Source organism: Bosea sp. (in: a-proteobacteria), assembly GCF_023953965.1.
GTDB lineage: Bacteria > Pseudomonadota > Alphaproteobacteria > Rhizobiales > Beijerinckiaceae > Allobosea.
Genome location: NZ_JAMLIX010000001.1, coordinates 2,172,304 through 2,186,048 on the forward strand (window position 1 = coordinate 2,172,304; position 13,745 = coordinate 2,186,048).

12 protein-coding genes are annotated in these 13,745 nt (G+C 62.2%); 5 read left to right on the plus strand and 7 right to left on the minus strand.

Going from position 1 to position 13,745, the window contains the following annotated elements; genetic code table 11:
• Positions 1–29 precede the first annotated feature (29 nt).
• From M9917_RS09985 to M9917_RS10015, 7 genes are all read right to left on the minus strand, one after another.
• The gene (locus tag M9917_RS09985) at positions 30–1,817 is read right to left on the minus strand and encodes a hydantoinase B/oxoprolinase family protein (protein ID WP_297253244.1); all 1,788 of its coding nucleotides are present in this window, start codon (positions 1,815–1,817) and stop codon (positions 30–32) included.
• The gene (locus M9917_RS09990) at positions 1,814–3,868 is read right to left on the minus strand and encodes a hydantoinase/oxoprolinase family protein (protein WP_297253245.1); all 2,055 of its coding nucleotides are present in this window, start codon (positions 3,866–3,868) and stop codon (positions 1,814–1,816) included. Before M9917_RS09990 ends, M9917_RS09985 begins: the two co-directional genes overlap by 4 nt.
• A gap of 804 nt (positions 3,869–4,672) precedes the next feature.
• Positions 4,673–5,965, minus strand: coding sequence for a saccharopine dehydrogenase family protein (locus M9917_RS09995; protein WP_297253246.1), 1,293 nt, complete (start codon positions 5,963–5,965; stop codon positions 4,673–4,675).
• Positions 5,966–6,018: 53 nt separating this feature from the next.
• Complete coding sequence (locus tag M9917_RS10000; protein ID WP_297253249.1) at positions 6,019–7,116, minus strand: carboxynorspermidine decarboxylase; 1,098 nt, start codon at positions 7,114–7,116, stop codon at positions 6,019–6,021.
• 130 nt (positions 7,117–7,246) lie between these two features.
• Complete coding sequence (locus M9917_RS10005) at positions 7,247–7,483, minus strand: hypothetical protein (protein WP_297253251.1); 237 nt, start codon at positions 7,481–7,483, stop codon at positions 7,247–7,249.
• 174 nt (positions 7,484–7,657) lie between these two features.
• The gene (locus tag M9917_RS10010; protein ID WP_297253253.1) at positions 7,658–8,047 is read right to left on the minus strand and encodes a c-type cytochrome; all 390 of its coding nucleotides are present in this window, start codon (positions 8,045–8,047) and stop codon (positions 7,658–7,660) included.
• Positions 8,044–8,922 carry a LysR family transcriptional regulator gene (locus tag M9917_RS10015; protein ID WP_297253255.1) on the minus strand — a complete coding sequence of 293 codons (879 nt, stop codon included), beginning with the start codon at positions 8,920–8,922 and terminating at the stop codon, positions 8,044–8,046. Before M9917_RS10015 ends, M9917_RS10010 begins: the two co-directional genes overlap by 4 nt.
• Before the next feature lie 146 nt (positions 8,923–9,068).
• Here M9917_RS10015 and M9917_RS10020 point away from each other — a divergent pair, with 146 nt between their 5' ends.
• From M9917_RS10020 to M9917_RS10040, 5 genes are all read left to right on the plus strand, one after another.
• Positions 9,069–10,118: an aminopeptidase gene (locus tag M9917_RS10020; protein ID WP_297253256.1), complete on the plus strand. Its 1,050-nt coding sequence runs from the start codon at positions 9,069–9,071 to the stop codon at positions 10,116–10,118.
• A gap of 13 nt (positions 10,119–10,131) precedes the next feature.
• On the plus strand, positions 10,132–11,442 hold the full coding sequence (locus tag M9917_RS10025) for an alpha/beta fold hydrolase (RefSeq protein WP_297253258.1): 1,311 nt from the start codon (positions 10,132–10,134) through the stop codon (positions 11,440–11,442).
• Positions 11,443–11,479: 37 nt separating this feature from the next.
• Complete coding sequence (locus M9917_RS10030) at positions 11,480–12,142, plus strand: EthD domain-containing protein (RefSeq protein WP_297253260.1); 663 nt, start codon at positions 11,480–11,482, stop codon at positions 12,140–12,142.
• 47 nt (positions 12,143–12,189) lie between these two features.
• Positions 12,190–13,164, plus strand: a complete 975-nt coding sequence (locus M9917_RS10035) for a Bug family tripartite tricarboxylate transporter substrate binding protein (protein ID WP_297253262.1) — start codon at positions 12,190–12,192, stop codon at positions 13,162–13,164.
• 154 nt (positions 13,165–13,318) lie between these two features.
• Positions 13,319–13,738: a tripartite tricarboxylate transporter TctB family protein gene (locus M9917_RS10040; RefSeq protein WP_297253264.1), complete on the plus strand. Its 420-nt coding sequence runs from the start codon at positions 13,319–13,321 to the stop codon at positions 13,736–13,738.
• Positions 13,739–13,745 lie beyond the last annotated feature (7 nt).

Sequence of the window (13,745 nt, forward strand, 5' to 3'; positions counted from 1 at the left end):
CATTGCGGCGGCAAAGTGGTTGTCCGAACTCATCCCTGATCCACGTTATGCCAGGGCGCAGGCGGGTCATCGTAGTCCGTGTCCGGTGCGGCGCGGGCCGCCCGTTCAAGCGCCGCCGGGGCGATGCCGTATCGACTTGCGATAAAGTCCATGCTGAATTTTCCGCTGCGCAAGTCGCGAGCCAGATCGGCAGCGCTACGCTTTTGCGGATCGCCGTAGCCGCCGGCCCCTGGAGTGGTGATCTCGATGGCGTGGCGGTCGGGGCAGATCATCGGCGCGGGTTTTCCGCCAAGATCACGGGCTCCTCCGTTGGCGTCGACCAGACGGATGCGACCGGGCGCGCCGCGACCGCCTCCGAACACTCCCCAGGGTGCATGGACAAATCGCTCGCCGGCACCGTTGAAAAGGCAATCATGATCGATTGGCTCGATGGTCCGGCGCAGCGACAGGCCACCGCGGAACCGGCCCGCTCCGCCGGTATCCGATGCGAAACCATATTCACGCACGCGAAGAGGGTATTCGCTCTCGATCGCTTCCACCGGGAGGTTCGCGGTGTTTGCGATATGCTGTTGAACGCCGTCCTTGCCGTCCTTGAACGATCGCGCGCCACAGCCGCCGCCGAGAGTCTCAAGGTAAAGATAGGGCCGGTTGCTGCGCGGGTCGATGCCGGAAAACACGGCGGTTGTATTCGAGCCGTTGCTCGCGGCGATGACCCGATCCGGAAGCGCAGGAGCGAGTGCGCCGATGACGACATCGATGATGCGCTGGGTTGTATGGGCCCGGTAGGCGACCGCAGCCGGGAAAACCGGGTTCAGCAGCGAGCCCGGCTCAGCATGAATCTCGATCACGTCGAGAATGCCATGATTATTGGGCACATCCGGATCGAGCAGCGCCTTCAATACATAGCCGACGGCCGATTGAGTGGCAGTCAACGGGCAGTTGATATTGCCACGGACCTGGGGGCTCGTGCCGCTGAAGTCGAGCCGAATGCGATCGCCGTCGACTGTGAGCGAAAGGCGAATGGGGATGTCGTGCGTACCGTTGCCGTCATCCTCCATGACGTCTTCGAAGCGGTAGATCCCATCCGGGAGTTCTTCGATGGCACGTCGCATGCGCGCACGGGTACGATCGATCACCTCCTTGAATGTCGCCAGGACGCGGCCGGCGCTGCGGCGTTCGCAAAGCTCCCGCACGCGGCGCTCCCCCAGGCGGCAAGCGGCGATCTGGGCAAAGTAATCGCCACGACGCTCCTGCGGCACCCGAACGTTCAGCAGGATTATCTCGAGCACGTCGGGAACGATCTGGCCGCGCGAGACAAGCCGAACGACCGGCAGGCGGAGCCCTTCCTGGTAGATTTCGGTCATATTCGACGACATGCTGCCGGGGGCCATGCCGCCGACATCCACGTGATGGGCAATGTTGCATGAGAATCCGATGATCCGACCTTCAAAGAAGATCGGCATTGCAAAATTCACGTCGGGAAGATGAGTGCCGCCGGCCACGAAAGGGTCGTTGGAGATGAAGATATCCCCCTCCTGGAGATCGGTCAGGCGGTAACGCGATAGGAGCGCTTCGACATGGCCGAGCATCGAACTCAAATGGATCGATTGCGTCTGCGCGGCTTGGACGACGATCCGCCCGGAAGCGTCCATGATGCAGGTGCTATGATCATGCCGCTCTTTTATATTGGTCGAGTAAGCGCTTTTCATGAGCGCTATATAGCATTCGTCAGAGATAGACCTTAAGCCGTTCTGGATAACTTCGATGCTGATAGGATCCAGCTGTTCGGCGGGGTTCACGGGAACGAAACGATTCATGACTTCACCGCGATGATGAGATTGCCGTTGGTGTCGACCTCGAGCCCGTCCCCGGGAAACAGGAGGCTGGTTGTATCGAGCTGATCGACGACCGCCGGCCCGATCAATTTCTGGCCGGAGACCAGGTCGTCTCTCCAATAGACCGGAGTGCTGATCGAACCCGAGATATCGAAGCATATGGTTCTGGTCCCCCGCGGGACAGCCGCAGGTCGATCAACATTGACCTGATCATGGACGAGGCCGGGGCCGGCGCCGCTCTCGGCGGTCATGCGGATATTGACGACTTCGATCACGCCGTCCGGAGCATGGAATCCGTATTGCCGATCATGCTCCGTAAAGAACCGGTCGCGCAGTGTGTCCGCTTGCGGCAGCGCCTGGATCTCCTCGCGCGACAGCGGAATCGGAAGCTCGAAATTCTGGCCCATATACCGCATGTCGAGCACGACCTGGTGTTCTACGGTCGCAGGGTCGATCACTTCGACAGCAGACCAGGCTTTTGCCTGATCGAGCAGTTCAGCAATGCCGGAAGCGATTTGAGAGAGATCCGCGTCGTCGCGGATGGGGCGGTTGACCGTGCGAACGAGATCTTCCTTGAAACGCGACGTGAGAGCGCCGGCAGCACAGAGAAGGCCGGGCCGGGACGGCACGAGAATTTCGCCGATCCCGAGTTCGGCCGCGACCGAGCGGGCATGCAGCGGACCGGCGCCGCCGAAAGCGACGAGGGCGAAGTCTCGCGGATCGAAGCCGCGCTCGACCGTGATGGCCCGGATGGCGCGGACCATGTTCGAAGTCACAATGTCGATGATGCCGCAGGCCGCATGCTCCACGGAAAGCGCCAACGGAACCGCCACCTGATTGACGGCCTGCCGCGCCAAATCCTGATCGAGCCGCATCGCGCCGCCGAGAAGACCGGCTGGCGACAATCGTCCGAGCGCCACGTTCGCATCCGTGACCGTCGGCTCGACGCCACCTTTGTCATAAGCGGCTGGGCCCGGAACAGCGCCGGCGCTGCGTGGGCCAACCTTGAGAAGATTATCCTTGTCGAACCAGGCGATTGACCCACCACCAGCCCCCACCGTGTGGATATCGAGCATGGGCATTCGGATCGGAAAGCCGCCGATCGACGAGGCATGGCGATAACCGCATTCGTGGTCCAGTATCAGAGCCACGTCAGCGCTCGTTCCACCCATGTCAAAGGTGATCGCATTCGGCCGCCCGGCGCTCCTCAACACGCTGGCAGCACCGATCACACCCGCGGCAGGTCCGGAGAGGGCGGTCCGGATCGGGAATGATTTCGACAGGGGCAGCGACATCAGCCCGCCGTTGGATCGGCTGATCGCCACCCGGACTCCAGGCATCTTGATCGCTAATTCCCTGTCCACGGCATCCAGGTAGCGTGCCATTGCCGGCTGTAGATAGGCATTCAAAACCGTGGTCGAGATGCGTTCGTACTCCCGGAATTCGGGCTGGACTTCACTGGACGTGGACACAAATAGCTTCGGGGCTCGCACGCCGAGTGCACGCTTCACCTCAAGCTCGTGAACCGGGTTCAGGTAGCCGAACAGGAAACATACAGCCACCGCCTCCGGCTCTTCGCGCAGCACCTCGCCGATAGCTCGATCGAGATCGGACTGATCGACTGCGGCCAGGATTGAACCATCCGCACCGACCCGTTCTTCGATCTCGACACGCCGGTGACGCGGCACGACGGGCGGCGGAAAATCCGTGTGCATGTCGAAATTATAGGGCCGGGTCTGCCGGCCGATCTCGATCAGGTCCCGGAAACCACGGGTCGTAATCAGTGAAATACGAGCCCCGCTGCGCTGGAGAAGCGCGTTGGTGCCGACGGTCGTGCCATGCGAGACGCGCTCCACGGAAGCCCCGGGGAGCCGGTGACAGGCAAGCAGCTCCTCGATTCCCCGGACAATCGCATCGGCCGGGTTGGCGGGAGTCGACGACGTCTTGTGCGAATATGTGAGGCCCGTCTCAGTGTCGTGAACCATCAGATCGGTGAAGGTCCCGCCAGCATCGATGCCGATCAGCAGCCCCATATCTCTCGCCTCCTTGTTAAAATACACATTGTATTAAATTATGGGAATGTCAACCGGGATGTTGGCGAGCCGGCGATGCAGCGCCGAAAAAGCGCTCAAATCCACGCTGGAAAAACAGGCCGCTCGAGGCCAGAAATCAAACTCGGGACTCTCCCTCGGACCGGAGGAGAAAAGGGTCCCAGGTCAGGACCGGCGTCGTCCTTGGGGATGCGGGCGGAGGCGGCGAGCGCGCAGGCGAGAGCGGGAGCCGCGAAAAGGCGGCAGTGCGAAGACGGCGGCTGGCGGCTGCTGCGGTAAGGCTCAGGCGAAGAAGCCCGCGACGGCGTCGATCGGCCGCCTCGGGCGGCGCAGAGAGGGCAATGGCAGGAGCGCGCGCTTCACCTCCACCCCCTAACAGGAACGAATTGTGTTCGGCTGCCGGCGATGTCGCGTAGAGGCGCCGCGACCCCGCTGTAGCCCGTTGAAATCAAACGAAACGTGTTGCGAGCTGACGCAACACGAAATCACGCTCCGTTCTCAGCCTCCGCAGAGGCTATGCGTTTGATCTCATTTGAGAAAGTTGTGGCAGCGGGAGAGGGGCCTGAGGCCGCGAGCCCCACCAGTTCATGTTTGGGGCGCCCGAGCGGGACGATGCCGGTGACGCACGGGCGCCCCTGCGTCAGCGTTCCCGTCCGACCGATTGAAAGCGCCGCGCGTCGATCGTGCGGGTCGTGCCGTTCCCCCATGCTCCGGCGCATGATCCGATCCGGCTGATCCAACCGGATCGGATCCAGCCCCGGCTCGCGAGGCATCGCGCGGTTGCGGTCAGGCGACCGGAACCAGCGCCCCGACGCTTCTCTTGGTCCGGTCGGCCGCCGCCGCGAAGCTCATGAGCCGGTCTCCATCGCCATCCCTGATACGGGTTGCAAGGCCCATGCGGTCGAGGAGCGCCAGGAACGGTTTCGGCGCAAGCTCCTCGACGTTGACCATGGCCCCCACGTCCCAGTCGCCCTTGGCGACGAGGATCGCCGCTGCCGCGGCAGGCACGCCCGCCGTATAGGAGATCGCCTGGCTGCCGACTTCCGCGAAGGCTTCGGCATGGTCGGCGACGTTGTAGATGAAGACCTCCCGCGGCTTGCCGTGCTTCACGCCCTTGACCACGTTGCCGATGCAGGTCTTGCCGGCATAGTCGGGGGCGAGGGACGACGGGTCGGGCAGCACGGCCTTGACCACCTTGAGCGGGACCACCTCCAGGCCCTCCGCGGTCCTGATCGGCTTCTCGGAGAGCAGGCCGAGATTGTTCAGGACGTTGAAGATGGCGATGTAGCGCTCGCCGAACCCCATCCAGAAGCGGATGTTCGGCACGTCGAGATTGCGCGACAGCGAGTGGATCTCGTCATGGCCCGTCAGATAGGCGGTCCGCTTTCCGACGACCGGCAGATTCCATTGCTTGCTGACCTCGAACATCCGGTTCGACGTCCATCGACCCCGCTGCCAGGACCAGACCGGCCCGGTAAATTCGCGGAGATTGATCTCCGGATCGAAATTGGTGGCGAAGTACCGGCCGTGATCGCCGGCATTGATGTCGATGATGTCGATGGAGTCGATCGTGTCGAAATACTCGTCCTGGGCGAGGCGGGCATAGGCGTTGACCACGCCCGGATCGAAGCCCGCGCCGAGGATGGCCGTGACGCCGGCGCCTGCGCATTCGGCCTGCCGCTTCCATTCGTAGTTGCCGTACCAGGGCGGCGGATCGCAGACCTCGAGCGGATCCTCGTGGGCTGCCGTGTCGATATAGGCGGCACCGGTCGCGATGCATGCCGACAGCACGGACATGTTGAGGAAAGGCGAGCCGACATTGACGACGATCGCGCTATCCGTCGTCCCGATCAGCCTGGCGATCTGCCCGGCATCCAGCGCATCCACCTCATGCGCGATCAGCCGTCCTCCCGTCTTCAGATTTCCCTTCGCATGCACCGAACGGACGATCGCCTCGCACTTGGCCTTCGTTCGCGAGGCGATGTGGATGTCGCCCAGAACGTCGTTGTTCTGCGCGCATTTGTGGGCGACGACGTGGCCTACGCCGCCGGCGCCGATAATCAGGACATTTCTCTTCATTTGGGCGGGGGCCTCCTTTCGGCTTCCGGTTGATTCAAAGGGGAGGGGGGCTTTCAGGACAGGCTCGATCGATAATCCTGATAGGAGAACGCGCGGACCAGCCGAAGGCTGCCGTTCGGTTCGCGCATGACGATCGACGGCATCTGCACGCCGTTGAACCAGTTCTTCTTGACCATGGTGTAGCCGGCCGCATCCTGGATCGAGAGGCGATCGCCCGGCTTCAATTCGCGATCGAAGGCGAATTCGCCGAAGATATCGCCGGCGAGGCAGGACCTGCCGCAGATCATGTAACGGTTGTTGCCGCTATCGGGCTCGATGCGGGCACTTTGCCGGTAGATCAGCAGGTCGAGCATATGCGCCTCGACCGAACTGTCGACGACGGCGAGATGCTTGCCGTTGAAGAGCGTGTCGAGCACCGTCACCTCGAGCGTCGTGCTTTCTGTGACCGCGGCCTCGCCGGGCTCGAGATAGAGCTGCACGCCATGGCGCTGCGAGAATGCCTTGAGGCGCTCGCAGAATGCCGCGAGCGGATAGCCCTCGCCGGTGAAATGGATGCCGCCGCCGAGGCTGATCCATTTCACCCGCGAGAACAGCGCGCCGAACCTTTCCTCGATCTGGCCGAGCATGCGCTCGAACAGGACAAAATCGCCGTTCTCGCAGTTGTTGTGGATCATGAGGCCGTCGACCTGGTCGATGACTTGCGCGATGGCCGCCGGATCTTGCTCGCCGAGCCGGCTGAACGGACGGGCGGGATCCGCGAGATCGAAATGCGACGAGCTGATGCCCGGGTTGAGACGCAGGCCCCGGCTCAGCCCCCCGGTCCGGCCGGCGTAGCGGTCGAGCTGGCGGATCGAGTTGAAGATGATCTTGTCGGCATTCGCCACGACCTCATCGATCTCGTGGTCGGCGAAGGCGACGCTGTAAGCATGCGTCTCGCCGCCGAACGCCTCGCGCCCGAGCTTCACTTCGTAGAGGGACGATGACGTCGTGCCGTCCATATGATCGCGCATGACGTCGAAGACGGCCCAGGTCGCGAAACATTTGAGCGCCAGCAGCACCTTCGCGCCGGAACGATCGCGGACGTATCCTATCGTCCGCAGATTGCGCAGCAGCTTGCTTTTGTCGATCTGGTAATACGGTGTCTCGATCATCGGAACCTTGTGTTGTGCGCGATAGCTGCGGCTGGCGCCCCGTTGTGCGCGACGTTTCGGATCGGTCTTCCGGCGCGATCTTCCAGCGGCCGGATCGAGGCAGGTTGGAGGTGGCCGGCGGCGGGCGCGTTCAGGCGACGGGGCGAAGGGCTGCCGCCGTCTCCTCGCGAAGAGGAAGCGCTTTCGCGCTGTTGCCCCTGCGCAGGGTCTGCCCACGAAGCCCGAGCACTACGTGCCGGCCCGTGCTATCCCGGTCGATGGCCTCGGCGCGCGGGTCCAGCGTGCGCGCGACAAGAGTGTCTTCCTTTTGGGAGGCGCTCAGCACGACTGAAGCCATCCCCAATTGCAAGAGGGCGTCGTGAGACATGCCGTCCTCCCCAACCAGCAGATGCGTGCCCACATCGAGCACATCGGCCTGATAGCATCCTGCGCTTCGTAAATCAATAAGTTTAAATTCATGCTGAATATCAGATAATAATGATAGGGAAATATTCTTTGTGACTCAGGATAGAGTCGACCGATGCGCTGAATACAGGGATGATCAAAAATCTAATTTTGCTTCGAATCTACGAACAGGATTCCAGTCAAAAATTTGATTATACAGGAAAAGCTCGTCTCTGGCCTGAGGCGATGGTGAGCTTGACCTGCAGATTTTCCAGGGCGGGTTCTTGCGCCTTTTGCCGATGGCGTCGAACTGCTTGAGATAGGCCAGCAGGCCGGCGGCGCGCTTCTCGTCCTCGAGGCCGGCATGGATCATCTTCGTGACCCGCGCCTTGCGGCGCGGGTTCTGGATGTATTCCGTGAAGGTCGCCGCGTTCGAGATCAGGCCGGAAGCCCTCATCGCTGCGCTGCAACTGCAGCCTTCGCGCGTGTACGCCTTCGTTCGCGTGTACCCCGGCAGCATCGAGAACCGGCTTGTGAGCGGGTTCACTGAAAAGAGCTGCAGTTCACGGCCAAATCCGCGACCGACTGAACGATGACCGAGGCTAGTTTCGGGTCGAAGATCGCATAATATTCCAGGCTTTCCATATCCGGAGGAATGGAGATCACCCGGAGCCTGCCGCTCTCAATGTGCGGACGGACGTAGTCGAGCGGCAAATGACTGATGCCGAGCCCGTCCAGCGTGAGCGATATCAGCACCTGCATGTTGGCGCAGAAGTAGGTCCTGCGGAACCGGATGTTACGTGCGCTTAGCCAGTCCTGGACGAGATTGTAGGAATTGGACGCCTTTCGGAGGGAGAGGTGCGGGAGCTGTTCTAGATCTTCATGTGCGAGTTTGTCCGGCACGCCGAGCGAAGGGCTCGCCATCCAGGCGAACTCGACCGAGCCCAGGTGCCGGTGAAGGTAATGACGCCCCGGCAGAGGCCCCGGCATCAAGGCGAGGTCGACTTCGGCCGAATCGATCTTGTGCTGGATGTTGGGGCCGAGATCGACGTCCATTTCGACCAGGACGTTCGGAAATTTTTCCTCGATGGCGCGGACCAGCAGCGGCAGCCAGGTCACCGCGATGAAATCGGTAACGCCGAGGTGCACCATGCCGGACATCGAAGCTGGATCGGAGATCGCCGACTGGATGCGGGCCGTCTTCTCCAAAAGTTCTTCGGCAAGCGGGTATAGTTCCCTGCCTTTGCTGGTCATGCGAAGTTCCCGGCCTCCGCGTTCGAAGAGCTTTACGCCGAAACTCTGCTCCAACTCGCGAATGCGCATCGAGATCGCCGTCTGCGTCGAATTCAACCGCTTTGCCGCAGCCGAAAAGCCGCCCATTCGGCAGATCCAATAGAATGCCTGCAACTGCTTCAGAGTCATAGTGCTGTCCCCTGAGGCATCAAAAAAATTGATTGAGAATTAGCATCTAACATCATTTGATCTTTGATGCCAGCTTGGCCACGCTCAAGAGGCTCCGACAAAAAGAATGGGAGCCGGTTCCGTAAATGACCGTGGCGAGGGACAAGTTGGCAAACCAATATTGGTACGAGATGGTCGACACGGCTGCGAAGCCGGGACGCCTGTTCCAGATCGGCGCTGCTGCCACCCGCTTCTCAAGGGAGACGCTGGCGATCAAGCCAGGCGAGCAGGTCTGCATCGTCACCGACACCGAGATCAGCCCGCTCGTCTACTATTCCATCGCCGGCGCCATCCGCGGCGATGGCGGCACCGTCAGCATCACGGTGATGGAGCCGCTGGCGGTTCCGAGCGCGGAGCCGCCGCCGGCGGTGGCGGCGGCGATGAAGAGCTGCGATATCCTGATCAATTGCTGCAGTCGCAGCATCTCGCACAGCAAGGCGTGCCATGTGGCCCGGCTTGAGCACAAGGTGCGCTATGTCGTGATGTCCAACGTCACCGAGGACATGCTGGTCAGCGGTGCGGCCAGGGCCGATGTCGACATCGTCCGCGACATCTCGATCAAGACGCGGGACGCTCTGAACAAGGGCACGAGCATCCATTTGACGTCGCCGAAGGGCACGGATGTCACCTTCGACATGACGGGAAGGAACTTCTCCGCCTATTACAGCCGGTTTGAAAACGGCGCCCGCACGATCGTCTACCCCGGCGGCGAGGTCAACACGACGCCGCAGGAGCACTCGGGCAACGGCCGCATCGTGCTCGATGCCTTCATGATGGAAGTGGGGCTGCTGCGCGAGCCGATTATCTGGGACCTGAAAGACGGCAAGATCGTCAGCATCTCGGGCGGTGCGGAGGCGCGTGCACTGGAGCGCATCCTCGACCGGCACGGCGACGAATATTCCCGCTACATCGGCGAGCTGGCCGTCGGGACCAACTATGCCGCCCGCTCGATCGGCAGCTCCTTCGAGGACAAGGAGGTCTATGGCCATGTCCACATCGCCTGCGGTTCGGGCCTGAACGCGCTCGATGGCTCGTGGCGCTGCAAATACCAGAGCTCGCTGCATCTCGACGGGATCATGACCGAGCCAACGCTCGCGGTCGACGGGACCGTCGTCGTCGAGCGCGGCGAAATCCTTGTCACTCCGCGGCCCTTCTGAAGAGAATCCCGCCATGAACATCGCTTCTTCCGACCCGGCTTCCCTTCCCGAAGTCAGCCGCGACACCGTGGCCGCCATCCTCGCCGCGATGGCCGAGATCTGCGCGCAGGATTCAGGCTTTCCGATCTTCGCCGAGCATCTCGACGGCTGGGTCCGCCTTGGCATCGGCGACGACGGATACAACCTCTGCTTCCGCCAGGGACGTATCGTCGCCGTGACCGGGGACGAGGGCCATTCGAGCGGATGGCTTTACGAGATCACCGGCCCGAAGAGCGATTGGGTCAAGATGTTCGTCGGCCTGATCGATCTCACCCAGGCGATCGTCAAGCCCTTCGGCAGCACGATCATCCGGGGCGACCGCGTCCGCTATTCCGCCGAGGCGCAAGCGATGGCGCATTTCACGCGGCTGCTGCCCAAGGCGGCGGCGAAAGCCGGCATCGCGGTCGTGTCGAAGCCGATGCCAGCGGGCCACGATCCGGCGTTCACCTGGTCGACGAAGAACCCGATCACCGGCCATTATGTCGATGTCGACGGCGTGCGGACCTATTACGAGACGGCCGGCGACGATCATGGCAAGGTCGTCTTCCTCGGCATTCATACCGCCGGCCGCGACTGCCGGCAGTGGCAGAAATTCGCCGACGTCGTCTGCGGCAGCGGTCGCTTCTATGCTGTCGACCTGCCGGGCCACGGCAAATCCTGGCCGCTGGACGGCAACCGGTGCCTGTCCACGATGGATGCGATCTCGCAGTTCATCGGGGCGTTCCGCAGGGCCGTCGGCATCACGAAGCCGGTCGTCGTCCTGGGTTGCTCCGTCGGTGGCAATCTTGTGCTGCAGCTTGCCGGCGACTATCCGGGCGAGGTGGCGGCGGCCATCTCCTTCCAGGGCGCGGACTACACACCGACGACCAAGTCGCCGGCCGCGCTCGCGATGATGGATCATCCGAGGATCAATCCGGCCTATCACCATATCGCCCGCACCATCGACCGCACCGGCCATCGGACGCGCCAGCAGGTGCGGGATTATCTGATGTGGGAAGTGCGCTGCTACTCCTCGATCAGTATCCAGGCCGATCTGACGGCCTACGGCAATTTCGACTACCGCTCCCGCATGAAGCAGATTCGCTGTCCGGTGCTGTTCATCCGCGGCCAGGACGACTGGATCGTCAGCGAAACGGCCGTGCGGGAAAGCGCGGAACGGCTGGTGAACTCGCCCAAGGTCGAAATTCTGTTGCCGCCGGGCGTCGGGCATTTCTCGCATATCGAGCAGCCTGAAGAGCATGGTGCTCAGGTGCTGGATTTCCTCTCCCGCTCGGGAGTGGTTTGAGAACGGCGGCCGCCGCCTGACGAGGAGTACCCGACGAATGTATACGCGATTGGCGGTTGCACCCAGGAAGGCGGGCGTCTCCAGGGCATCGTTTGCCCAGCACTGGCGCGAGGTGCACGGGCCGAGTGCGCTTCATCTGCCCGGCCTGCGGCGCTACGTTCAGAACCATCCGCTCTTCGTGGGCGGCCTACGGCCGCTGCCGCATCCAAACTTCGATCTCTGCGCCGAGCTCGATTTCGATGATGCCCAGTCGATGCGAGATGCCTTTGCCTCCGAAGGCTACAAGAGAGAGACGGGCCCGGACGCGCACGCCTTCGTGGACATGTCGAAGCTCGTCGTCGTCGAGGGCGACCGTATCGTCAGGAAGGCGCCACCAGCGGAGGATCGCGCTGTCAAGCTGATCACCTTCCTGAGGCGCCGTTCCGACGTGACGCCAGGAGAATTTCGGGCTGCCTTCGTTGAGGAATACGCCGATCGCCTGGATACCGAAAAGCTGGCTGGCCACGAACAGGTTGTGCATCGGGAGTTCGACGGCAGCGCACCTCTTACCTGCGACGCGGCAGACATTGTCTGGTTCTCATCCCTGGAGGCGGCGCTGGCGCATGTCTGCGCAGCGGACGGCGAGAACGCCAGCGCGGTCTTGAGCCCAGTGAGCTTCGGTAGCGAGCGCATCCTCGCCGACCCGATACGTTTCAGATAGCGAACGATCAGAGGCGATAAACATTCAATATAACAAAGGAGGAGGAAATGAGAAAACATCTGGTGTCCGCGTTGGCTGCCGCAGTCCTGTTGCTTGGATCATGGGGAGGCACCCAGGCGCAATCCAAGTTTCCATCCAAACCGATTAGCATCGTTCTGCCGACGCCTCCCGGGGGTAGCGCCGACTTCATTGCCCGCCTCCTAGCCGACGAGGTCTCGAAGTCTCTTGGCTCGCCGGTAGTGGTTGACAACAGGCCTGGGGCTGGACAGATCATCGGCACCAATTTCGTCGCCAAGGCAAAACCTGACGGTTACACAATCCTGTTGATCTACAACGACTTCATCCATGCGCCGTTGCTGAACAAGACGCTGCCTTACGACACAATCAAAAGCTTTACGCCGATCACAGAGCTCGCGGTTGTTCCGGGGTTCTTGTTCGTGAACGCAGCGCTTCCGGTCAGGTCGGTGAGCGACCTGGTGGCGCTCGGCAAATCCAAACCCGGCGGACTCAAGTTCGGCTCCGCGGGAAATGGCTCCTGGCTGCATCTCTCCGGCGAGCTCTTCGCCCACACGGCGGGTATCAAGGCGCGTCACGTACCTTACCAAGGCGGCGCTCCGGCCGTCGTCGATTTGATGTCCGGCGAACTCGACTTCATCATCGCGTCGAAGAATACGGTCTGGTCGGCGGTTGAAGGCGGCAAGGCCCGCGCCATTGCGTTCGCTGGGCTGAAGCGGACTCCATTGCTGCCCGAAATCCCGACCGTCGATGAATCCGGCTTGCCCGGCTATGAAACAAGCATCTGGTACGGGCTGCTCGCTCCAGCCGGAACGCCGCCCGAAATTGTCGCCAAGCTCAATGCCGCATTCCATGCCGCGCTTGAAGTGCCGGCGCTGCGCGAGAAGTTGGAGGCGCAAGGCGTCGCGATCACGCCCGGCACGCCAAAGGAACTGCAGATCAAAATAAACTCCGAACTCGAGCGCTGGGGCGGTATCATCAAGCAGGCTGGCATCACTTTGCAGTAATCTGCCGCAACCCGCCGCATCGAGTCCCGGCCTGCCAGAAGCGCGGCCGGACTTCGAGGCTTCGTGACTGGCCCGAGGTTGCTTGACTGCCGGCAGCCGTGAAACGGGGGTCCTCACTATGACGTTCAGCCGGAAAGACCTCCTGACAGGCGGCGTGTACATCATCGTCGGCCTGCTCTACGGGAAGATGTCGCTGGATCTGCCTCTCGGCACGGCCTCGCGGATGGGGCCTGGCTATGTGCCGCTTCTGCTGTCGCTTGTCCTGGCGTTGATCGGCTTGGCTGTCGTCGTCCGCTCGCTTTTCGCCGGAAAGGAGGCTGTGTTTGGCCAGGTTCCCTGGCGGGCGGTGGCTTTCCTGTCGGTCGCTGTCGTCGTCTTCGCGGGAACCCTCGAAGGGCTTGGTCTGCTGCCCGTGGTGTTTCTGACCTCGCTGGTGGCGTCGATGGCCAGCAAGGAACTGCATTTTGGCAAGGCAGTGCTGGTCAGCGCCGGGCTGGCGATCCTTTCGACCGCGATCTTCGCGTGGGGTGTAAGGCTGCCGGTTCCCGTGCTCGGCCCATGGTTCGGTTACTGAGGCGAAC

Excerpts from the sequence above, each read along its gene's own strand:
- M9917_RS09985 (WP_297253244.1), bottom strand. The coding sequence starts at position 1,817 with ATGAATCGTTTCGTTCCCGTGAACCCCGCCGAACAGCTGGATCCTATC.
- M9917_RS09990 (WP_297253245.1), bottom strand. The coding sequence starts at position 3,868 with ATGGGGCTGCTGATCGGCATCGATGCTGGCGGGACCTTCACCGATCTG.
- M9917_RS09995 (WP_297253246.1), bottom strand. The coding sequence starts at position 5,965 with ATGAAGAGAAATGTCCTGATTATCGGCGCCGGCGGCGTAGGCCACGTC.
- M9917_RS10000 (WP_297253249.1), bottom strand. The coding sequence starts at position 7,116 with ATGATCGAGACACCGTATTACCAGATCGACAAAAGCAAGCTGCTGCGC.
- M9917_RS10005 (WP_297253251.1), bottom strand. The coding sequence starts at position 7,483 with ATGTCTCACGACGCCCTCTTGCAATTGGGGATGGCTTCAGTCGTGCTG.
- M9917_RS10015 (WP_297253255.1), bottom strand. The coding sequence starts at position 8,922 with ATGACTCTGAAGCAGTTGCAGGCATTCTATTGGATCTGCCGAATGGGC.
- M9917_RS10025 (WP_297253258.1), top strand. The coding sequence starts at position 10,132 with ATGAACATCGCTTCTTCCGACCCGGCTTCCCTTCCCGAAGTCAGCCGC.
- M9917_RS10030 (WP_297253260.1), top strand. The coding sequence starts at position 11,480 with ATGTATACGCGATTGGCGGTTGCACCCAGGAAGGCGGGCGTCTCCAGG.
- M9917_RS10035 (WP_297253262.1), top strand. The coding sequence starts at position 12,190 with ATGAGAAAACATCTGGTGTCCGCGTTGGCTGCCGCAGTCCTGTTGCTT.